At 38.4% G+C, this 21,205-nt stretch carries 21 protein-coding genes, 1 tRNA gene and 1 pseudogene; 11 read left to right on the top strand and 12 right to left on the bottom strand.

Translation table 11 applies throughout. The features are described from left to right. Positions 1-421 precede the first annotated feature (421 nt). A complete protein-coding gene (gene uraH, locus ASC84_RS08295) occupies positions 422-823 on the top strand; it encodes a hydroxyisourate hydrolase (protein WP_081407419.1) in 402 nt (133 codons plus the stop codon). A gap of 79 nt (positions 824-902) precedes the next feature. Here the strand turns inward: uraH and ASC84_RS08290 are convergent, their stop codons facing one another. Next, the gene (locus ASC84_RS08290; RefSeq protein WP_056513555.1) at positions 903-2,606 is read right to left on the bottom strand and encodes a M61 family metallopeptidase; all 1,704 of its coding nucleotides are present in this window, start codon (positions 2,604-2,606) and stop codon (positions 903-905) included. Between the two features lie 178 nt (positions 2,607-2,784). On the opposite strand from ASC84_RS08290, the gene ASC84_RS08285 reads away from it, so the two are divergent. The 4 genes from ASC84_RS08285 to ASC84_RS08270 all read left to right on the top strand — a co-directional run bounded on the left by ASC84_RS08285 (position 2,785) and on the right by ASC84_RS08270 (position 7,639). Then, positions 2,785-4,053, top strand: a complete 1,269-nt coding sequence (locus tag ASC84_RS08285) for a D-alanyl-D-alanine carboxypeptidase PBP6B (RefSeq protein ID WP_016539611.1) — start codon at positions 2,785-2,787, stop codon at positions 4,051-4,053. Positions 4,054-4,180: 127 nt separating this feature from the next. Next, entirely contained in the window at positions 4,181-5,467 is a 1,287-nt protein-coding gene (locus ASC84_RS08280) for an NAD(P)/FAD-dependent oxidoreductase (RefSeq protein ID WP_004717064.1), read from the top strand. A gap of 143 nt (positions 5,468-5,610) precedes the next feature. After that, complete coding sequence (locus tag ASC84_RS08275; protein ID WP_004717066.1) at positions 5,611-6,093, top strand: peptidylprolyl isomerase; 483 nt, start codon at positions 5,611-5,613, stop codon at positions 6,091-6,093. A 109-nt stretch (positions 6,094-6,202) separates the two neighbouring features. Continuing rightward, entirely contained in the window at positions 6,203-7,639 is a 1,437-nt protein-coding gene (locus ASC84_RS08270; RefSeq protein ID WP_056513552.1) for a deoxyribodipyrimidine photo-lyase, read from the top strand. A 32-nt stretch (positions 7,640-7,671) separates the two neighbouring features. Here ASC84_RS08270 and ASC84_RS08265 read toward each other — a convergent pair whose 3' ends face one another. Next, on the bottom strand, positions 7,672-8,151 hold the full coding sequence (locus ASC84_RS08265) for a hypothetical protein (protein ID WP_056513549.1): 480 nt from the start codon (positions 8,149-8,151) through the stop codon (positions 7,672-7,674). 246 nt (positions 8,152-8,397) lie between these two features. Between ASC84_RS08265 and ASC84_RS08260 the strand changes: the two genes are divergently transcribed. Beyond that, positions 8,398-8,473, top strand: a tRNA-Asn gene (locus ASC84_RS08260). 170 nt (positions 8,474-8,643) lie between these two features. On the opposite strand, the gene ASC84_RS08255 is transcribed toward ASC84_RS08260, so the two are convergent. The 9 genes from ASC84_RS08255 to lepA form a co-directional block, all read right to left on the bottom strand. After that, a complete protein-coding gene (locus ASC84_RS08255; RefSeq protein WP_056513546.1) occupies positions 8,644-9,288 on the bottom strand; it encodes a tRNA-(ms[2]io[6]A)-hydroxylase in 645 nt (214 codons plus the stop codon). Between the two features lie 34 nt (positions 9,289-9,322). After that, positions 9,323-10,048 carry a pyridoxine 5'-phosphate synthase gene (pdxJ, locus tag ASC84_RS08250; protein WP_004717080.1) on the bottom strand — a complete coding sequence of 242 codons (726 nt, stop codon included), beginning with the start codon at positions 10,046-10,048 and terminating at the stop codon, positions 9,323-9,325. Between the two features lie 31 nt (positions 10,049-10,079). Beyond that, a complete protein-coding gene (recO, locus tag ASC84_RS08245) occupies positions 10,080-10,799 on the bottom strand; it encodes a DNA repair protein RecO (RefSeq protein ID WP_056513545.1) in 720 nt (239 codons plus the stop codon). Positions 10,800-10,810: 11 nt separating this feature from the next. After that, entirely contained in the window at positions 10,811-11,002 is a 192-nt protein-coding gene (locus ASC84_RS08240; RefSeq protein ID WP_004717085.1) for an NF038104 family lipoprotein, read from the bottom strand. A gap of 20 nt (positions 11,003-11,022) precedes the next feature. Next, positions 11,023-12,051 (bottom strand): GTPase Era, encoded by a 1,029-nt coding sequence (gene era / locus ASC84_RS08235; protein ID WP_004717086.1) that lies wholly within the window; start codon positions 12,049-12,051, stop codon positions 11,023-11,025. Positions 12,052-12,056: 5 nt separating this feature from the next. After that, positions 12,057-12,749: a ribonuclease III gene (gene rnc, locus ASC84_RS08230; protein ID WP_004717088.1), complete on the bottom strand. Its 693-nt coding sequence runs from the start codon at positions 12,747-12,749 to the stop codon at positions 12,057-12,059. After that, positions 12,721-13,095: a DUF4845 domain-containing protein gene (locus ASC84_RS08225; RefSeq protein ID WP_004717090.1), complete on the bottom strand. Its 375-nt coding sequence runs from the start codon at positions 13,093-13,095 to the stop codon at positions 12,721-12,723. The genes rnc and ASC84_RS08225 overlap by 29 nt, the downstream gene beginning before the upstream one ends. Before the next feature lie 310 nt (positions 13,096-13,405). Beyond that, positions 13,406-14,260 carry a signal peptidase I gene (gene lepB / locus ASC84_RS08220; RefSeq protein WP_056513541.1) on the bottom strand — a complete coding sequence of 285 codons (855 nt, stop codon included), beginning with the start codon at positions 14,258-14,260 and terminating at the stop codon, positions 13,406-13,408. A 21-nt stretch (positions 14,261-14,281) separates the two neighbouring features. Further along, complete coding sequence (gene lepA, locus ASC84_RS08215; protein ID WP_004717093.1) at positions 14,282-16,099, bottom strand: translation elongation factor 4; 1,818 nt, start codon at positions 16,097-16,099, stop codon at positions 14,282-14,284. An 891-nt stretch (positions 16,100-16,990) separates the two neighbouring features. Between lepA and ASC84_RS08210 the strand changes: the two genes are divergently transcribed. The 5 genes from ASC84_RS08210 to ASC84_RS08190 all read left to right on the top strand — a co-directional run bounded on the left by ASC84_RS08210 (position 16,991) and on the right by ASC84_RS08190 (position 21,096). Then, positions 16,991-17,902 (top strand): sigma-70 family RNA polymerase sigma factor, encoded by a 912-nt coding sequence (locus tag ASC84_RS08210; RefSeq protein WP_264753250.1) that lies wholly within the window; start codon positions 16,991-16,993, stop codon positions 17,900-17,902. Between the two features lie 85 nt (positions 17,903-17,987). Continuing rightward, positions 17,988-18,488, top strand: a complete 501-nt coding sequence (locus ASC84_RS08205) for a hypothetical protein (RefSeq protein ID WP_056513536.1) — start codon at positions 17,988-17,990, stop codon at positions 18,486-18,488. A gap of 491 nt (positions 18,489-18,979) precedes the next feature. Then, positions 18,980-19,729, top strand: coding sequence for an SDR family NAD(P)-dependent oxidoreductase (locus tag ASC84_RS08200; protein WP_056513533.1), 750 nt, complete (start codon positions 18,980-18,982; stop codon positions 19,727-19,729). A gap of 113 nt (positions 19,730-19,842) precedes the next feature. Next, complete coding sequence (locus tag ASC84_RS08195) at positions 19,843-20,532, top strand: glutathione binding-like protein (protein ID WP_056513530.1); 690 nt, start codon at positions 19,843-19,845, stop codon at positions 20,530-20,532. Between the two features lie 165 nt (positions 20,533-20,697). Continuing rightward, positions 20,698-21,096, top strand: a complete 399-nt coding sequence (locus ASC84_RS08190; protein ID WP_056513528.1) for a hypothetical protein — start codon at positions 20,698-20,700, stop codon at positions 21,094-21,096. 1 nt (position 21,097) lies between these two features. Here ASC84_RS08190 and ASC84_RS08185 read toward each other — a convergent pair. After that, a pseudogene (locus ASC84_RS08185) lies at positions 21,098-21,205 on the bottom strand (IS5/IS1182 family transposase); the annotation flags it as partial.

The following is a 21,205-nucleotide window of genomic DNA, read 5'->3' as shown; positions in this document are numbered from 1 at the left end:
TAATCTTTGACTATACCATTTAAAAACCCACAAGGCTAAGGTTTGCTTCAGTTTTTTGACTGCCTCAAATCACATTATAATTAGTTGTATAAATCGCCAAGTACGGTATGTAAGTTTAAATCTGACAAAATTTTTATAGAGTATTTATCCAGTCAAATCGGTTTCTCACTTATGTAAGCATCTAAATAAAATACGCATCGTTTTTTAGACTGGCTCGTTTGCAAGCCTAAGCATTTCATTTGAAAACCTCTCAACAATACTGTTTTATCTATTATTTTAATTATCTATCTTATTGTTAAATCAATATTATTTTATTTTTCACACATCGTTAAATTTTAACGATTAATATAATTTTACATTTTTTTAACGGCAACACTTCAACTTGACCTTAACATAGTGATTTTAGTCTTAGTAAAAATTGATGATGAAAAAATTAACTTTAGCTATTTCAGCAACCCTATTTTCTGGGCTTTGTTTTGCCCAAAACCCATTAAGTGTACATGTATTAAATCTTGAAAATGGCTTACCTTCAAGCAATGTTAAAGTCATTCTTGAAGCGCAACAAAAAGATAAATGGGTAAAAATTAATGAGGGAAGTACTGATAGTAATGGGCGAATTTCATCTTTATACCCTGAAAACAAAGCCTTAGATAAAGGTGTCTACAAGGTTACTTTTCAAACAGGTGAATGGTTTAAACAAAATAACCAACGTGCTTTTTTCCCAGAAGTTCCTGTGGTTTTTGTGATTGATGGAAGTCTTGAACATTACCATATTCCTCTCTTGATTAGCCCTTATGGATATTCAACATATCGTGGGAATTGATTGATCATACCAAGTTAAATTTTAGGCATAAAAAAACCGATGTTTTTTTAACATCGGTTTTTCTTGATACACAACTTAATTAAGCCTTTAACCATTTCTCAGCTTTGGCTTGATCTAATACAGTTAACTCAACCGTAGTCAACGCAACTTCACCACCTTGCAACTCAAATTGTAAAAACTCATCACGACGGAATGCATAAACTGTAAATTGACCTTGCTGTTTTGCATATTGGTTTAAAAGTTTTTCAGACGCTTTTAAACCATCAATCGCAATGATCACATCATTGGCAGACAGCCCCGCTTTTGCACCAACACCATCACGACGCGCTTGCTGAATAATGACACCCTCAGCTTTTTCAGCAACTTTCAAACCAAATGGAAGTGCTTTTTCATTTTGTAAGCTATAGCTCAAACCAAATTCAGGGAACAATTGATCCAGTGGTAGCTCATCTGTGGTATTAATCAAATGATTAATCTGTTCGATCCAATTATCGCCAGTCAGTTCATTACACAGTTCGACAATCGTACGCTCATTGACTTGCATGCCCTTTTGGGTATTTTCATACAAACGGCGCATTAAAGCATCCAAACTAGAACCACGTAAACGTAGACCCAAATCTAAACTGAGTGCAACCAAACAGCCTTTATTGTAATAACTGGTTCCAGCATTATTTGAGTTTTCATCCTGACGATAAAATTTAATCCAAGCATCAAAACTAGACTCTGAAACAGATTGAATAAAACGTCCTGGATTCTGTAGATAACGATCAATTTGCCCTTTTAGCAACTTTAAATAAGATGCTTGAGAAATCACACCACTGCGATACAGAATTAAATCATCATAATAAGAGGTGAAACCTTCAAAAATCCATAACAGTGAGGTATAGCCTTCCTGATCCAAATCATAATTTTTAAAATTTTCAGGGCGGATAAATTTAACCAACCACGAATGAAAATATTCATGGCTACACAACCCAAGGAAGCGTTGATAATCCGCAGAAGGCTCTACAGGTTCATTTGCTTTAGGAAAATCATCACGTGGTGAAATCAGACTGGTACTATTCGGATGCTCTAAACCACCATAACTATTGCCAGTTGCCATAGTCATAAAAGTATAGTTTTCAAAAGGCGCTGAACCAAACATTGAAATTTCTGTACTACAGATTTTTTCAAGATCTTGCTTCATACGCGCTGCATTCATTGTATGCTGACCAGAAACCACAAATTCATGTGGAATCCCGTTCGCTTCAAAACTAAAACGGGTTTGATCTGCCAATTCAAATGGTGCATCAATCAATTGTGCATAATTATTGGCTTTTAAGGTATAGCGCCCTTTCACCAAGCTTCTTGACTCTAAACCTGTGGCAATTTGAAAATGCTTTAATTCTTCAGGTAAAAATACTTCAACTTCTATTGCTGATTCTTCTTGGTCTTGTAGCCCTAGGCAGACACAAGCAGGATTGACATATAAACGGGTTTGATCGACATACGCACCACGTACCGAAAGGTCATAGGCATAAACATCATATTCAACAGTAATCAGTTCATGGTCGGTGTTATATAAACGCCATTTATTTTTTTCAAACTTATTAATTTGCAGTTGACGACCCGCTTCATCATAGGCTTTCACAGATTCGATATGTTTAGAAAATTCACGGATCAAATAGCTACCAGGAATCCATGTAGGAAGTGACAAAACTTGGGTAGGGTTCGCCAGAAAGCGTAATGTGACATGAATGAGGTGCTGACGGTAATCGTCAAATTCAATCTGATAATGCAACATAAATATATATTCGAAAATAGACAGTGAGAAATTACCAATTAGATTAGCATTTTTTTACAAAGTCAGGCGATTTTAGTCGAAATTGTCTACGATTCTGACTAGCGAAGAGTGCAAAAAAGGCATAGCATTCGCAAAGTTTATGCACTCTTGCCATAGGATTGGCTTAAAGGTAAATCTGTTGAAAATTCTTGCTTCTTTTATCGCGATAACTGGCTTGGTTTGCTCCACGTTTGTTAACGCCGCTTTACTTAATATTAATCCGCAATCTGTTGAAGCTGAAGCTTGGACAATATTAGATACGCAATCGGGTCAAACCATTGCTGAATATAATAGTCATGTACAGCGCGCACCAGCATCCATGACCAAAATGATGGTCGCTTATATTGCGTTGAAAGAACTCAAAGCGGGTCATATAAAAAAAGAAGAGATTATTACTGCAACCCCTGTGGTTCAGATGGTGCAATGGGATGAATCCCAAATGTACCTAAAGCAAGGTGAGCAAATCTCAATTGACCAACTTCTTGCTGGATTGATTGTGATGTCTGCCAATGATGCAGCAGTAACACTGGCAGAACGTATCTCAGGTAGCGTACCTGCATTTGTTGCTCGTATGAATCAAGAAGCACAAGCCTTGGGAATGAAGGATACTCATTTTGCCAACCCTCCCGGTATTACCATGCCTGATCATTTTTCGTCAGCTCATGATATGGCGATCTTAGGTCAAGCAGTAACATCACAAACTCCTGAATATATGCATTATTCAGTGATGCCAAGTTTTAGTTATAACCAACATTTTCATCATGCCACTAACCTTGTTTTAAAGTCTGATCCAAGTGTAGATGGTTTAAAAACAGGTTTTACCAAAGCAGCCGGCTATAACTTAGCACTGACAGCGCATCGTCCTTCTGCCATTACAGAGTCTCCTGATCGTCGTTTAATTGTGGTGGTGATGGGTGCAAAAAGTGCAGTTAAACGCGCGGAAATTGCACATAAACTGTTAAACTTGGGCTATGCCTATACCCGTGATGAAGTCGCAATTAAAGACAAACAGCTGATTGCTGAGCTTCCTGTAGTTAAATCCACCTTGAAAATGTTTAAGGTTGAAGCAAAAAAACCTCAACTCATAACCACATCTTTATATAACGATGCGACACCAATTGATTTAGCGACTTTTGATGTTGTAAATAGCCGTATTATGAAAACTGAAGCAAATGGTCTATTGGCAACAGTTGAACCGCTTACAACAACTCAAACCCATTTGAATGTTGAACTGAATGAGACATCACTTACCGCACCTTTAGAAAAGATCATGCATTTGGCAAAAGTGAATGTTTACCAAAACAATCAACTGATTCAAAGTTTTGATATTGAAGATGAAGTGCATATCGAACAAGCCTCTTGGTTTGAACGTTTAATGGAATGGATCAAGTCAATTTTTGGAATTTAATTAAAACCAACCAATTTACTTAGATTTATTATAATTATGTAACCTGTAATACAAAAAAAACCTAAACAATTAAATAGAATGGCATATTTATGCCATTCTATTTTCATAACAACAATTTAGGTTTTCTATGTCAAATCTACATCATATCGTGATTGTTGGTGGTGGCGCTGGTGGTTTAGAACTGGTGACACAACTCGGTGATACTCTTGGAAAGAGTAAAAAAGCCAAAATCACCCTTGTTGACCAAAAACTCACACATATCTGGAAACCATTGCTGCATGAAATTGCGGCTGGCACCATGAACCCAAGTGATGAAGAAACCAATTATTATGCGCATGCAGCCAAGCATCACTATGAATTTGTCTTGGGCCGTTTTGAACATTTAGATCGTGATAACAAAACCATCGAACTTAGTAAAACCCAAACCAGTAAATATGAATCCAATCAAGAGCAAATCACACTGCATTATGACACCTTAATTCTGGCAGTCGGCTCAGTCTCCAATGACTTTAATACGCCTGGGGTTAAAGAGTTTTGTCATTATCTCGACAGTCGCCAACAAGCGGAAGTCTTCCAGCAGGACTTACTGCACTTGTATTTAGATGCTCAAAATAAAAATATTGATCGTGAATTACACATTGCCGTGATTGGTGCAGGCGCAACAGGTGTTGAACTTTCAGCTGAGTTGGTTCAAGCCAAACAGAACTTTTATAAATATGGTTTAAATAAAATTAACCCAAACAATGTCAAAATTACTTTGGTTGAAGGCGCTGATCGTATCTTACCTGCACTTTCTGAAAAAATGGCAGAGCATGCCACACAGCAATTACAACGAATGAAAATAGATGTATTAACGGGCAAACGTGTTGAAAAAGTAGATGCTGAAAAAGTCTATTTTAGTGATGGCACATCCGTAGAGGCACAATTAAAAGTTTGGGCAGCAGGGATAAAAACCCCTAAAGTAATTGCCAATTTAGCAGGCTTTGAAAAAGATCGCATGGGGCGTTTAAACGTATACGCAACCTTACAGACTCAGGCTGATCCAAATATTTTTGCCTTTGGTGATTGCGCCCACTGTATCTTAGATGCAAGAGAAGCACCACTTGGTCCACGTGCACAAGTCGCAAGTCAACAAGCTTCGTTTCTTGTAGATGCAATGAATGCACGTATCAAAGGGCGACCACAGCCAATGTTCCAGTTCGCAGACAAAGGCTCACTGGTATCACTTAGTGAAAATAAAGCGGTCGGTGAGCTACTTGGTCAGGTCAATGTTCAAGGTTTCGTGGCAAAATCGATGTATGTGTCTTTATATCGTATTCATCAAGCGACGATATATGGCTATGCTCATGCAGGCTTATTAACGGCTAAAGATTTTGTTACACGAAAAATCGCGCCAAAAATAAAATTGCATTGAAATTTAAATTTTTGCCCATATTTATGAAAAAATGGTCAAAATACAGATGAAAATGCAATTTTTTAGTAATTTTAGTCTACAAAAATTGCTTTTCACTTTATGATGTAGCCTTAAAATTATCGATTACCGAATGGATCAATAACATGACTGCTATTGCAAATAACAACGTGGTTTCTTTCCACTATACGCTGACTAACGCTGAGGGTGAAACTCTCGATAAATCACAAGGTGAACCACTTGCATATTTACATGGCGCAGGTAACATCATTCCTGGTTTAGAAAAAGCTTTAGAAGGTAAAACTGTAGGTGACAAATTTACAGTCACTATCCCAGCTGCTGAAGGTTATGGCGAATACAACCCTGACCTCGTTCAAGAAGTTCCTGCTCAAATGTTCCAAGGTGTTGAGAACATTGAAGCTGGTATGCAGTTCCAAGCTCAAACTGATGATGGTGTTCAAATCGTTACTGTTAAAGCAATCGAAGGTGACAACATCATCGTTGATGCTAACTTCCCATTAGCTGGCCAAGATCTTACTTTTGAAGTTGAAATCGCAGAAGTTCGTGATGCTTCTCCAGAAGAATTAGAGCACGGTCATGTACACGGTGCAGGTGGTCATCACCACTAAGATCTGCTTGATCTGATCGAAAAGGCAAAGTTTTTACTTTGCCTTTTTTATGCGTATTGGTTTAAATTGATGAAAATCTAGTGTGAATGAATCCATTCCTATCAATCCTATGCAAAAACAACTTCTCTGGTTCCGTCAAGACTTACGTATTCAAGACCATACTGCCCTATGGCATGCTGCACAAAGCGGTCCTGTAATTGCACTGGTGATTCTTTCACCTGAGCAATGGCGGATGCATGACGATGCACCAATTAAGCTTGATTTCTATTTACGTCAAATTCAAGCCATTCAACAAGAACTTGCTTCCATTCAGATTCCGCTGATTATCAGCACTGTTCCCTTATGGGAAAACATTGCAACAGAGATCGATCAACTCTGTCAAAAACTGGAAATTGAAAATGTACACGCCAATATTGAGTGCGGTGTTAATGAGTTAAATCGAGATTTCCAAGTTCAAACACAATTGAATCAAAGTAACCGTGATTTGGTTTTATATCATGATCGCACTCTGTTCCCTGTCGGTTCAATTCGCAATAAATCCAATCAACCCTATCAAGTCTTCGGTGCATTTAAAAAATATTGCTATGAACAATTCAGTATTTCGATCCCACAATGCTTCCCTATTCCTGAGACTCAAGCCTTAAATGATGCAGTAGATCTGGGCGAGTTGAATAACAATAGCCTGCCGACTTTGGCTGAGCTTGGTTTTATATTCGATCCGAATCAGATCAACAAACAGTGGCAAATTGGCGAACAATATGCCTTGAATGTCTTGGATGAATTCATTGAAAATAAAGTCCGTCATTATCAACTCGAGCGTGATTTTCCCCAAATTGAAGCCACCAGCCAGCTTTCAGCCTATTTAAATATAGGCATCCTTTCAATTCGACAGTGTTTCAATGCCCTATTTCGAGCACAATTCGGACATTTTTCTATTGATCATATTGGTCAACAAACATGGCTCGATGAGCTACTTTGGCGTGAGTTCTATCAGCATATCCTGTTTGATTTCCCGCGTGTGTCAAAGCACTTGCCCTTTAAAATGCCCACACAGCAGCTACAATGGCGCGATGCTCCAAATGATTTAAGCGCTTGGCAAACTGGTCAGACAGGGATTCCTATCGTCGATGCAGGTATGCGCCAGTTACTTCACACAGGCTGGATGCATAACCGGATCCGTATGGTTGTCGCCATGTTTCTCACTAAGAACCTATTGATTGATTGGCGTTTAGGTGAGCAATGGTTTATGCAACATCTTATTGATGGGGATTTGGCTGCCAATAACGGCGGATGGCAATGGTGTGCATCCACAGGAACTGATTCCGTACCTTATTTCCGTATTTTTAACCCTATCAGCCAATCGCAGAAATTCGATGCACAAGGTGATTACATTCGACAGTGGGTTCCAGAACTTGCAGATTTAGACGCAAAAACCATTCATGAACCTTATGCAAAAAATCCCAATATAGAGCTCAATTATCCAAAGCCAATTGTGGATTTAAAACAAAGTCGTATTCGAGCAATTGAAGCTTTTAAGCAGATTTAAAGTCACACTTAAAAGCGTTCTCAATGCGTTGATTAAATCGCTTGTTGAAACAATTTAAACGGATTTTGAGGATGGTTTTTTGGGCGTTCAATCGATTCAAAATAGCAGTAATATTTAAAGATGCGATCCAAAGAAACATAAAGCACTTTTTGTTCTGAAACTGACCAGATTTGCGCATGGTTAGAACCTGATAAGGTACTTCCACTCAATTGAAACAGATAAAAATCTTGTGTACGTTGAACTGGTTTTTGAGTAGCTTGCGTGTCTGAACTTGATGAAATCTGACTGGATGAATTTAATAATCGACACGGTGTATTAATTAGCCATTTTTCACTAAACCAAAGTTGTAACAGATCGCCCAAATACAGTTTTTTTTCAGTAAATGGCCAAACATCTAAATAGGCTTGTTCAACTTGGATAAAATATTGTTCAAAATCTTGCAAAATTGAAAGGTAGTTTTCTTGATAGACTGAGAAGTTTTCAAAAATTTGAGAAATAGTAAGCGTATTCATTCGCTGTCTCCTATTTAGCCATTTAGTGCTGGCAAGTTGGTTTTAAATCCACACTGTTTAAGTCAAACTTAAACACTCTTTATGGTTTTAATCTAACAAGACCGTTTCACTATTGCAACTGTCAGAATCAATTTTTTTAAATTATCTATAGATTGCTCAAATAAAAACCATACAGTGTACAAATGAAGAAAAGATGACAGGAAAGGCTTGACCCATAAAGATATATCCTTATAATCGCATTCAGATTCTCCAATAGCTCAGTCGGTAGAGCGACGGACTGTTAATCCGCAGGTCCCTGGTTCGAGCCCAGGTTGGAGAGCCAAATTCTAAAAGCCCACTTATCAAAGTGGGCTTTTTTATTTCAGAACTAGGCACAGGGTGTGACAAACTAAAGCAACAGTTACATCTGGTTCTTCTTAAACAGCCCAACAAAATAGACCAAAGCAATGCTTTGGTCTATTTTTTAAATTCAGTTTTTAATCAGACAAGCAGTTAAACCGGCACACCGCTATGGAAACGGAAAGTCTTATCAGGCGTTAAAATCAAATCCTTCTCTACTTCACGAATCAATTCGATGCGTTGCTGAATATCCTCTTCTGGATCTTTTAATTTAGCAGTTTTAGCAACATCTAAAGCCAAAGCTAAATAGTCCTCATAGTGACGAGATTCAGATTTCAGCAAGTAACGGTAATAACGACCCAACTCATCATCTACCAATGGCGCTAAGGCATAAAATCGTTCACAAGAACGTGCTTCAACAAACGCACCAATCACCAAAACATCAATCAAAGCTTCTGGTTCATAAGTACGAATTTCTTTACGCAAACCACCTGCGTAACGACCTGCACTCAGACCTTTCCATTCTTGACCACGCTTGGTCATAAACTCTAACACTTGTTCATAATGCAACATTTCTTCACGCACAAGTTGCGCTAATTTGATCTGCAAATCGGTAAAAAAACTGTAGCGAAACATCAAGTTCATTGCTGTTCCAGCCGCTTTCTTTTCACAATTCGCATGATCCTGCATGAGCAATGGGAGATTGTTCAATGCCTCATCCAACCATGCCTTTGGCGTTTCACAGCCTAAAAAAGCAATCACAGGTTGCATAAGCTCATCATAATTCATATTCGACATGATCAATATTCAACAACGTAAATCAAAAATTAAATTAACCAGCTGCATGAAGTGCGGCCTTCATGTCCTTTACAGCTTGTTCCAATCCAACAAATACACTTTCGGCGATAATCGAATGTCCAATATTGAGTTCATGAATCTGAGGAATTGCAGCAATTGCAGCCACATTGTCCAAATTCAAACCATGACCAGCATTAACGACCAAACCTTTAGATGCGGCGTACTCAGTACCTTTAATAATTCTTTCGAGTTCAATCTGTTGAGCTTCAGCAGTTTTAGCGTCTGCATAAGCACCCGTATGTAATTCAATAGTGGGTGCACCACAAGCAATTGCAGCATCGATTTGTGCAAAATCAGCATCAATAAACAAAGAGACATCACAACCAATTGCAGTTAATGCCTGAGTCGCAGCTTTAACATCTTCAAAATGCCCAAGCACGTCTAAACCACCTTCTGTGGTGATTTCTTGACGTTTCTCTGGCACAAAACACACATGATGTGGTTGAATCTCTTTTGCAAATGCAACCATTTCATCAGTTACAGCGATTTCCAAGTTCATTCTTGTCGTCAATACAGGTCGCATACGGCGCACATCATCATCTTGAATATGACGACGATCTTCACGTAAGTGTAAAGTGATGCCTTCCGCCCCTGCTTGTTCGCAAATTAATGCAGCTTTCACAGGATCAGGATAAGTCGTTCCACGTGCTTGTCTGAGGGTTGCAACATGGTCAATGTTTACACCTAGCAATGCAGCCATAACATTCTCCTAATTAACCAATAAATTAAAATTAACGGCTCAACGTTTTAGATTGAGCATTTTGAACCCAAAGCTGACGACTTTTTAATGGTCGATCACCTAAAAGTGAAGTAATCATTTGTCGATAGAGTTTAGCCAATAATTGTAACTGCTCTGGGCTAAAATCCCTACCCTTTTCATAATTTGCCATGCTTAGAATTTGTTGGCCCAGCAACGTCCCAGACGAGGTATATGACACTGGTGTAAAGCCTTCGGCCAATTGAAATTGATAACGTTGGGTCAGCATAATCTCTTGTTGATTTGAATCATGCCCATAATTCAGCGGATAACCCAGCTCTTCTAACAGTGCGTGTTCAAACTGGCGTAAAATTTGTCGAAGAAATAAATCAGCTTGTGGATGTTCAGCCAATTTTTGTAAATGTTGTAAAGTTAAATGGTATTGCTGAAATGTTTCAGACATCATTTCTTCAAGCGGACATAAACGAAGCAGCAGTTCATTTAAATAAAAGCCTGAAAAGAAAGCATCCCCATAAAAGAAAATCGGTTGATTAAGTATTTCGAGTTTTGAAAAGTTTTTAAGCTCGGATTTTCCCGACGCTTGTAAAGTAATCGGTTGATATTGTGGTGGTGGGGTTTGTCTAAGAATACCGTCGACACGACCATGCTCTTGTGTAAATAAGTGCACAATATGACTACGTTCTCTGTATTTTCGATGATGGATTAAATAACCATGCAAGATTTCATTACGCATCTAGCTTGAACTTAATCATCCTTTTGTTTTTTCTTATCATCGTCATCATCCCCGTCAGGAATAACAGCGCCTACAACCGCAGCAGTGCCTTTAACCACGCCTTTTGTGGTTTTATAAGCAACTTTGACGGGAACTGTCACAATTTTAGTGATACAGCCTTGTAACATGATTATGCAAGCAAGAATTGCTATAACTCGAATCATTTCAGTTCCCAAAAAGTCAATTAAATATCGCTGTAGCCTAAACTTTTTAAAGCACGTTCGTCATCAGACCAACCGCCTTTAACTTTCACCCAAAGTGTTAGCATGATTTTTTGCTCAAACATTTTTTCCATGTCGACACGAGCATCCATACCAATTTTCTTCAGCTTAGCACCTTTTTCACCGATCACGATGGCTTTTTGCCCAGGGCGATCAACAAAAATTGTGGCATCAATATAAGTACATGCAGCTTTAGGACGACCCGTTTTTTCATTCACTGTCGCTTCTTCTGTTTTAAATGATTCAATTTGAACCGTTAAATCATAAGGCAGCTCTTCGCCTAACTGACGCATAATTTTCTCACGAATGATTTCACTGGCAAGAAAACGTTCTGAACGGTCAGTTAACTGTTCTAAAGAGTATAATGGCGGCTGGAATGGCAGATACTTTTCAATCGCTTCACGCAAATGATCCAAGTTTGCACCACGTAATGCTGAAACAGGAACAATTTCAGCAAAATTCATCAACTTCGCACGTTCTTGGATCAACGGTAAAATCATACGCTTATTTTCTAAGGTATCGATTTTATTGATAATCAAAACGACTGGCATTTCTGCATTTTGCAGTTTTTCTAAAACCAAGTCATCATTTGGTGTCCATTTCTGGGCATCTAAAACAAATAGAACCAAATTGACATCACGTAATGCAGAATGTGCAGCTTTGTTCATCATTTTATTGATCGCACGCACTTCTTTCTTGTGCATCCCCGGTGTATCAACAAATACAGCCTGAGACTTTTCACGACTATCAATACCAATGATTTTATGGCGTGTTGTTTGTGGCTTACGTGAAGTAATTGACAACTTTTGACCCAATAAATGGTTCATCAATGTCGATTTACCCACGTTTGGACGTCCTACAATTGCAACAAATCCACTTCGATAATCCGAAGGGATTTCTGTACCTTGTGAGCTAAAAAATTGATTAATTAACTCATTACCGCTTTCAGACGGCTCGTGATCAGCATCATTGTGATCGGAATGTGTACTCATGCAGTTTACTGCTCCAATATCTTTAAAAAATCCGCCGCGACTGCTTGTTCTGCAAAACGGCGACTTGATCCCTCACCCATCATTTTAGGCAAGCCATCTACTGTACATTCTACTTTAAAATGCTGGTTAGGTGCATCACCCTGAATATCTACGACCTCATAAACTGGGAGATGCTTTTTACGAGCTTGTAGATATTCTTGCAAACGTGATTTTGGGTCTTTGAGTTGATCTGTCGGTTCGATATGATCTAAATACGGTTCATACCATTTTAAAACAATCGATTCCAACAAAGGCAAATCTCGTGTTTCGGTATAAATCGCGCCAATAATTGCTTCAACTGTATCCGCTAATATTGACTCACGATGATGACCGCCTGATTTCAATTCACCTGTACTTAAAATTAAACTTTGACTTAGCTTTAAATCATTAGCAATTTTACCCAGTGCTTCTTGGCGTACCAAAGTTGCGCGCATACGCGTCAAACGTCCTTCATTTTCATGAGGGTACGCATGATATAAGTAATTTGCGATGATCATACCCAACAATGCATCACCTAAAAACTCTAGGCGCTCATAGTTGTATTTGTGACTCACCGAGCGATGAGTCAGCGCGAGTTGTAATAACTCGTATTGTTTAAACTGGTAACCGATTCTACTCTGTAAGCGAGGATCACTTACTTTCAACTGACCTTTGATCAAAACTCTTCTCGAAAGTGAGGACTAAATCTATATTCAGCATGAAATTTTTTCGTACTTCATATTTTTTAGTCACTTGTAAACCATCTTTAGTTGATACAGTCGCAATATCCTCAAGTTTAGTATCTCGGATATTGTTCATTTCTAACCGTTTATCAACTTCTGTTGCAAATTTCATTGGTGTGATTTCAGCAGAGCTATTCTTTATCTGCTCTACAATTTGGTTATTAATCACACGATCATCCCAGTATAAAGGCCATACAGCAACTATGATTTTCAACATAAAAGCTAAAGCAATTATCCCCAGTAAAATTCCAATATATGAAGCGCCTTGTTGATTTTTACGCATTTTTTTTATCCAACAGCTCAGAATGAATAATCTTTAATCGCAATTGAAAATAATCATATAATTGAGTCAAATACACTGCTGCAGACTCACTGATCATTTTCAATTGTTATAAATTTTTTATCCACTGCAAACCCTGGTGTGATAAAAAACTTTATCGCGCTATTATCCTTGAAACTGCATCAAGTTGCTAGTTTAAATCATTTGTTCTATTTCATTTTTCTTATAAATCAAGACAACTTGATAGCTTTAGCAGATAAAAATAAAGGTCAATATAAATTGACCTTTATTTGATTTTCTAAACTGTAGTCGATTAGTTAATTGCACCGTTGCGACTAAATGAAGGCATTTTTAAACCAGGTTCCTTATGCATCCACACATATATTGCATGACCAGTTAAGTTTTCTTCAGGTACAAAGCCCCAAAAACGACTGTCTGCACTTTGGTCACGGTTATCACCCATGGCAAAATACTGGCCTTTTGGAACAGTCACTTCCCAACTTTGACCATTTGATTTTACAAAGCGGTCATTTGCAGTTGCTACATAAGGTAGGTCTTGTTTTTTCTGTGCATAATTAAATGCTGAAACCAAAGTATTTTGACCTTCCAACAAACGAACTAAATGCTTATGCGTACCCATCGTTTCATAATAGTAGATTGACTTAGGCGTATCTAAAATATCTTTTTCACGACTAAACTCAGCAGGTACTTGCTCAACATTTTTACCATTGATTGTAAGTTGACCATTATTAAATTCAAGATGGTCACCTGGTAAACCAATAATACGTTTGATATAACTTATTTTGGGATTTTCTGGATAACGGAAAACAGCAACATCACCACGTTGTGGCTCACCAATATCAATTATCTTGGTATTGGTAATCGGTAAACGCACACCATACTGGAACTTATTCACCAAAATATAATCACCTGTTTCTAAAGTCGGTACCATAGAATCAGAAGGAATATTAAACGGTTCAAATAAGAATGAACGCAATACCAAAACTACTGCTAGAACAGGCCAGAAATCATATGCCCATGAAATGATGACATTTTCATTCCCCTTACCTTTTGTTGCACGTTGTTTCAGTACAAACTTATCCAGTAACCATAGCCCAAAAAATATAAGCGTTGCAGGAACGAGAATTAAATTAAAATCAAAATCCATGAGCAATAAGACCTCTAGTTTTTATCTTTCTACTTTTAACACAGCAAGGAACGCTTCTTGTGGGATTTCAACACTACCCACTTGCTTCATGCGTTTCTTACCTTCTTTTTGTTTCGATAACAGTTTCTTCTTACGAGAAACGTCACCACCATAACATTTAGCCAATACGTTTTTACGCATCGCTTTAACTGTTGAACGTGCAATGATTTGTGCACCAATTGCAGCTTGAATCGCCACATCAAACATTTGACGCGGAATCAAGTCTTTCATTTTTTCAACTAAAGCAATACCACGGTGACGCGCATCATTACGATGACAAATCATTGCCAAAGCATCAACCTTATCACCATTAATTAACACATCAACCTTAACTAGAGATGAACTCTCAAAACGCACGAAATTGTAATCCAGTGAAGCAAAGCCACGTGAGCAAGATTTCAATTTATCAAAGAAATCCATAACCACTTCTGCCATTGGAATTTCAAAGGTAATTGATACTTGGTTACCCAAGAATTTCATATCTTTTTGCACACCACGGCGCTCGATACATAAAGTCATGACATTACCCAAGTATTCTTGAGGCACTAAAATATGACATTCAGCAATCGGCTCGCGTAAATCTTCAACTGTTGAACCATCAGGCATTTTAGATGGGCTATCGATATAAATCGTTTCGCCATTTTTCATCAATGCTTCATAGATTACGGTTGGCGCAGAACTGATTAAGTCTAAATCATACTCACGCTCTAGACGTTCTTGTACAATTTCCATGTGTAGCATTCCCAAGAAGCCACAACGGAAACCAAAACCTAAAGCATCTGAGCTTTCAGGTTCAAAGAACAACGCAGAATCGTTAATTTGTAACTTATGTAGCGCTTCACGGAATGGTTCAAAATCACTGGCATCAATTGGGAATAAACCCGCATATACCTGTGGTTTTACCTTTTTAAAACCCGGTAAAGTTGCAACATCAGGTGTGGTTGCCAAGGTAATCGTATCACCAACTGGCGCACCAAAAATGTCTTTGATCCCTGCAATGATAAAGCCAACTTCACCCGCTTCTAAAATACCGGTATCGGTATGTTTTGGATTAAAAATACCAACCGAAGTGATGATGTGCGATTGACCTGTTGATTTCATCAACATTTTATCGCCTTTACGCACACGACCTTGTTTGATACGAACAAGTGATACAACACCTAAATAGTTGTCAAACCAAGAGTCAATAATTAAGGCTTGTAATGGTGCGTCACGGTCACCTTGCGGTGCTGGAATAATGTCAACCAATGTCTCTAAAACAGACTCTACACCTAGACCTGTTTTTGCCGAACATGTTGGCGCATGTGTTGCTTCAATACCGATAATTTCTTCGATTTCATGAATAACACGTTCAGGTTCTGCTTGTGGCAAATCAATTTTATTCAGGACAGGTAGTACTTCTAAACCCTGCTCAATTGCGGTATAGCAGTTTGCAACAGATTGCGCCTCAACCCCTTGTGCAGCATCGACAACCAACAATGCACCTTCACAAGCTGCAAGAGAACGCGATACTTCATAAGAGAAATCCACGTGTCCCGGTGTATCAATAAAGTTTAATTGATACTCTTGCCCATTTGGATGGGTATAGTACAAGGTTACAGAAGCCGCTTTAATGGTAATCCCACGTTCACGCTCAAGCTCCATAGAGTCTAGGACTTGAGCCTGCATTTCACGGTCTTGCAATCCACCACACATTTGAATGAAACGGTCTGCAAGTGTCGACTTGCCGTGGTCGATATGAGCGATAATCGAAAAATTACGTATATTGTTGATATTAACGGATTTCTTAGCTACTGCCATACACTACTCTAAAAATATGTACACAATCATGTACTCAATATCAAAAGTACTTATGACGTGCAAAAAATGAAATATCTTAATTGCTGCACAGTATAAGCAGAACATGGTCAAAAATATAGTAATTACATATAAAAATAAGACCTGCTGTGTATTGTTTTATCAACTGTGTCAATCCATGCTTTTAATCTGGTGACTCACAAGAACGAGCAGAACCAAGCGCTTTTTCTTGATACTTATGCATCCTGACACTTCTATTCTTAGCTAAATAGTGTTCCAGCATACTTGATGCATAGATGGATAATTATCTTTATAGATGGATAGTTATCTTTAACGCTGCATCAATCATTAGCCTTATGTTTTTTCATTGATGTCACCTTAATCATAGGAGATGAATCATTCGCTAATGCAGAAATGAGCGATGTTCATTCTGTACATAGAATCTGTAATCCTGTACATAGAATCTGTACTCGTCTTTTTAATAAAAATAGGATCGGACTCATAAAAAGTTTGAGCCAGACTATAAAAAAATAACTGAGTTAAATCTCATGATAAAAAAGAATGATTCAACAAAATATCAATAAAACACATAAAATAACTTCAGCAGCTTCAAACAAAATTAAAATTATTTACAACTTTTTGACTCTTTTTATATTCCTCAATCGTTTTAGTAATAGCTTATCTAAACAAAAACATTAACGTGGTGCTGTGCAGATAGAAATTAACCTTATTGGCGAATCTAAAGCACTTGATTCAAGCTCAATAGAAATCTTTGTTCAACAACAGATTACAGTGACCCCAAAATGACAAAACAGTCAGGTCATTGATATGAATATTATCCTTTTAGGTTGCAACGGCCATACCGCTGTGACCATGATTGAATGGTGAGACAATTTGAATAAAGACCATGATCCTAAGCCTAACATGCAACAGACCCAACTGATTACTCTGGCAGAACAGCTTCGCCCTGAACTGCATCGCTACTGTTCGCGACTAATGGGCTCTGTCATTGAAGGTGAAGATGTTGTTCAGGATACGCTTGCACGGGCATTGCTTGTGATTGACAAAATACAAGATTTTCAGATGTTACGTGCCTGGTTATTCCGTGTAGCACATAACCGAGCACTTGACTTACTCCGAAGTCGAGCCATTCGAATAACAGAAGCTGTAGATACTACTACTGACGATATTGAAGATATAAATACCTCTGATCCGATGGAGATGCTGATGCGCGAGGAAACAATTAAAATGGCCGTTTCACGATTTATGCAACTCCCAGTACTTCAGCGCAGTGTCATCATTCTTAAAGATGTTCTTGATGAGCCTCTTGTAGACATTGCTACCCTACTGAATCTCTCAGTAGACTCAGTAAAAGCCCATCTTTCCCGTGGACGTGCTCGACTGCGCGAACTCAACATAACCACTGAAGAAGCACAAATTGTCCGACAAACATCTGATGCAGTAGCAAACTATGTAAAGCTGTTTAACCTACGCGACTGGGATGGGCTAAAAGCATTACTTTCTGATGATGTCAAACTCAGTCAGTCTACTCATCCTATCCGTGTTGGCGCTGCCGATGTCTCCATGTTCTTTGGTGCCTACGCAAAAATTGACCATATCTGGCTTGTTCCCGCCTGGCTTGGAGATCGCGAGGTCATTGCTGTCTTTGAAAACCGTATAGACCTCAAACCAAGTTATATCATGTGGCTGGAATGGCAAGAAGGCAAGATTAGCTTTATTCGAGATTACCGCTATGTGCGATATGTTGCCGCTGATGCAGAGCTGATATTAACCCCAAATAAATAAACAATTAGGCTCGTCATCATACTCAAACCCACTCGCCATTGAGCATAGCTATTGTTGATGAGCCAAATGCCTTAAGGAGAATGCCATGAAAGCACAAGCAATCCGTATTCCAGATTTAGCACGTGAAGTATGTCCTTTAGAAAATATTGGCTATGAAGATGCTTTTAGCATTGATATTCCGACTCCCATGATGACTAAAAAGTACAGCGCTGAAAAATGGGCATATGAGATTTTTGCCAATGCTCCTCCAGCAATCAATCAGATCGTTAGTCAGTCATGGAATACCTTGGGATTTAAATCTAAATCTGAATCACACTGGCAATCACTAGAATCAGCAACAATGATCAAGCAAGATGATTTAATCATGATTGTTGTTCACTCTGATTCAGTTGATATTCAAATATGTATGGTCATCAACCTGATCGAATCTCAGGTGATCTTCTCTTCTTTCTTTAGCCGCGGTCATAAATGGTTCTCAACACCCACCTTGAAAATGATGACAGTTCCGCATCGCTTCATTGCACCATATTTACTTAACACTGCGGCTGAGCGTATGAAATTAAAATCATACATTTTTATTGTTTAAAAATAGCTCATCTCAAAATTGAGTAATGTCACTCATACAATTGCATGTTTTTTTTACAGATAAGCTCTCCATTGAGAGCTTTGTTTTATTTGTCTATCTTGCTCAAATTTTTCCTACCCCCTATATTCCCTTCTAATCGATGTTGTAATTTTGCCTAGTATGGCCAAATAGCCAATACATTATCCTGCCTTTTCGGCTGTAGATGATGATTTAAAGTGATTCAACACATTTAAGCGTAGATGATAAAAATCATGTCCTGCCAAAAAAATCACGTCAACTATCTTTCGATTCCACACCTGCCTCATCATCGCAAGTTATCAATACACATCCACATGATCAGAATGATCAGCGGCCCATCAACTGATATAAAAAGTCGAGTCGAAAGTACGTCGCTAGATCAAATTAAAATAATTTAGAGGCTTTTTGACTCTTTTCCAAGGCTTCAATCGTTTTAGTAGTACATCACTTTATTAGACATTGGAGAAATCGTCATGAATCTGAAAGACAAAAAAGTCGTGGTCACTGGTAGTAGTCGTGGTCTCGGTTTAGGTCTAGTTGAAGCACTGGTTGATCAGGGTGCAAAAGTAACTGTGGTTGCACGTAATGTAAAAGATCTTGATGCAGTCGCTGAACGGCTAGGTGTTTATACCATTTCAGCAGATATCACAGATGAAGCTGCGGCACACCGTATCATTGCAGACATTCGTCCAGATGTACTTGTGTTAAATGCTGGAGCAGCCCCTCGTATGGGGCTTTTGGACGAATTAACTTGGGAAGAATTCTCTATCAATTGGGAAACCGATGTCAAAGCAGCCTTTTTCTGGTTTCAAGCGGTATTAAAAACACCACTTGATCCAGGCAGCCGAGTTTTAGTGGGATCTAGTGGTGCCGCTGAGTCTGGTTCTCAAATGACAGGTGGCTACGCCAGTTCTAAACGTGCGCTTTGGTTCATGACCAAATATGCCAATTTGTTTGCGCAAGATAAAAATCTTGGTATTCAGTTTCAGGCCATCGTTCCACGGCTGATGGTTCTTGGTACAGGAGTTGGCGACTCAGCAGCAGGTGCTTATGCAGCAGCCATGGGAATTACACCTGAAGAATTTGTCTCCCGCTTTGGGGCACCTATGCCACCGAGAGCTTTTGGTGATCATGTGATTTCAATACTTAAAGAGCCTCAATTTGCTGAGAGTATGGTACTGGGACTCAATGGTAATGATGGCGTGACGGTTATCGATTTATAACCACCACTCAAAAGATCAGGGTTATACAGCCTGCGCTAAGTAAAGCTGTTATCTCCCTGATCATAATTTAAATAAGTTTATTTTCGCTCAAAACCTTATTAAGGCATCATCCTATGATCCACCTACATTACTGGCCAACGCCAAATGGCCATAAGATCACTATTTTTCTTGAGGAAGCAGGTCTTAAATATGATGTAACACCTGTGAATATCGGTCGGGGGGATCAGTTAAAATCAGCCTTCCTTGCTATTTCACCCAATAACCGTATTCCAGCAATCATCGATGATATTCCAGACGATGGTGGCGAGCCTTTGAGTGTGTTTGAGTCTGGCGCAATTCTTCAATATTTGGCTCAAAAGAGCGGATTATTTCTCTCCAGTGAACCCAGAGCACGAATCATGGCATTGGAATGGCTGTATTGGCAAGTCGGTGGGCTCGGTCCAATGTTAGGTCAGAATCAACATTTCGCAAAGTATGCACCTGAAAAAATTCCTTATGCAATCGAACGTTATGTCAATGAAACCCGACGCCTCTATAAAGTGTTGAATACTCATCTCGACGGACGTACTTTCATTACAGGTCAAGATTACTCAATTGCCGATATGGCAGCATATCCTTGGATCGTTCACCATGAAGAACATGGCATAAAGCTTGCTGATTTCCCTCATATTAAAACTTGGTTTGAAACAATCCGTGAACGCCCTGCTATTCAGCGTGCATATAAAGTTGCTGAGAAGGTACAAGTGATGGATCCAACTCAGGACAGCTTGGCACACAAAATATTATTTGGTTTGACTCAATAAAGTCAGGTCGTAACGAAATGAATTTGTTGCTGAACGATACATTATTTAGCAATAGTGTAAATGAGTCCTGAGATGCATGTCGTTACGATCAAATCCACTATACATTTACGACTCTGAAAATTTATTTCTCTACTGGTCTTTATTTAAACGATTTTTTGAAAATTTATGCAAATTACAATTGAAACCCGCACTTATATTTTAGATCCAGAAAAGCTACGATATTATAATGGAAACACGTATATTTATAATGAATGGCTAATTGGTCCACAACATAAACAGAGCTACCAAATCGATTATGAAAAATTGATAATATTGATCAATGTCGCCCAATATACCCCATTGATCAATGCAACGATTCCGCAAACGCTGATCTATGATCAGTTTCTCAGCCCAAAATTAAATAAACTACTGAATGGTTTAAAAAAACTGGATATTGAATTAAGCATTCAACAAGGTGAAACAATTTTATTGCCAAGTGATATACAAATAGATCTGGGTATGCAGGATACTGCAGTTAAAAAAGAATTTAGTAGAAATATGCTGATTAATAGACTTCTTTCATAACTCACTTTTTACTCAGTTCTAAATTATAAATACCTGCAATCAAATTGAACCTTAAGCCAAGTCTTTTCCCTCTATTTCGATAACGCTCTGCAAGGATTTTGAAAGTCTT

The organism is Acinetobacter sp. Root1280 (genome assembly GCF_001425285.1).
Lineage (GTDB): Bacteria > Pseudomonadota > Gammaproteobacteria > Pseudomonadales > Moraxellaceae > Acinetobacter > Acinetobacter guillouiae.
The sequence above is the reverse complement of the archived record's forward strand: the minus strand, read 5'-3'. Positions and strand labels throughout refer to the sequence as shown.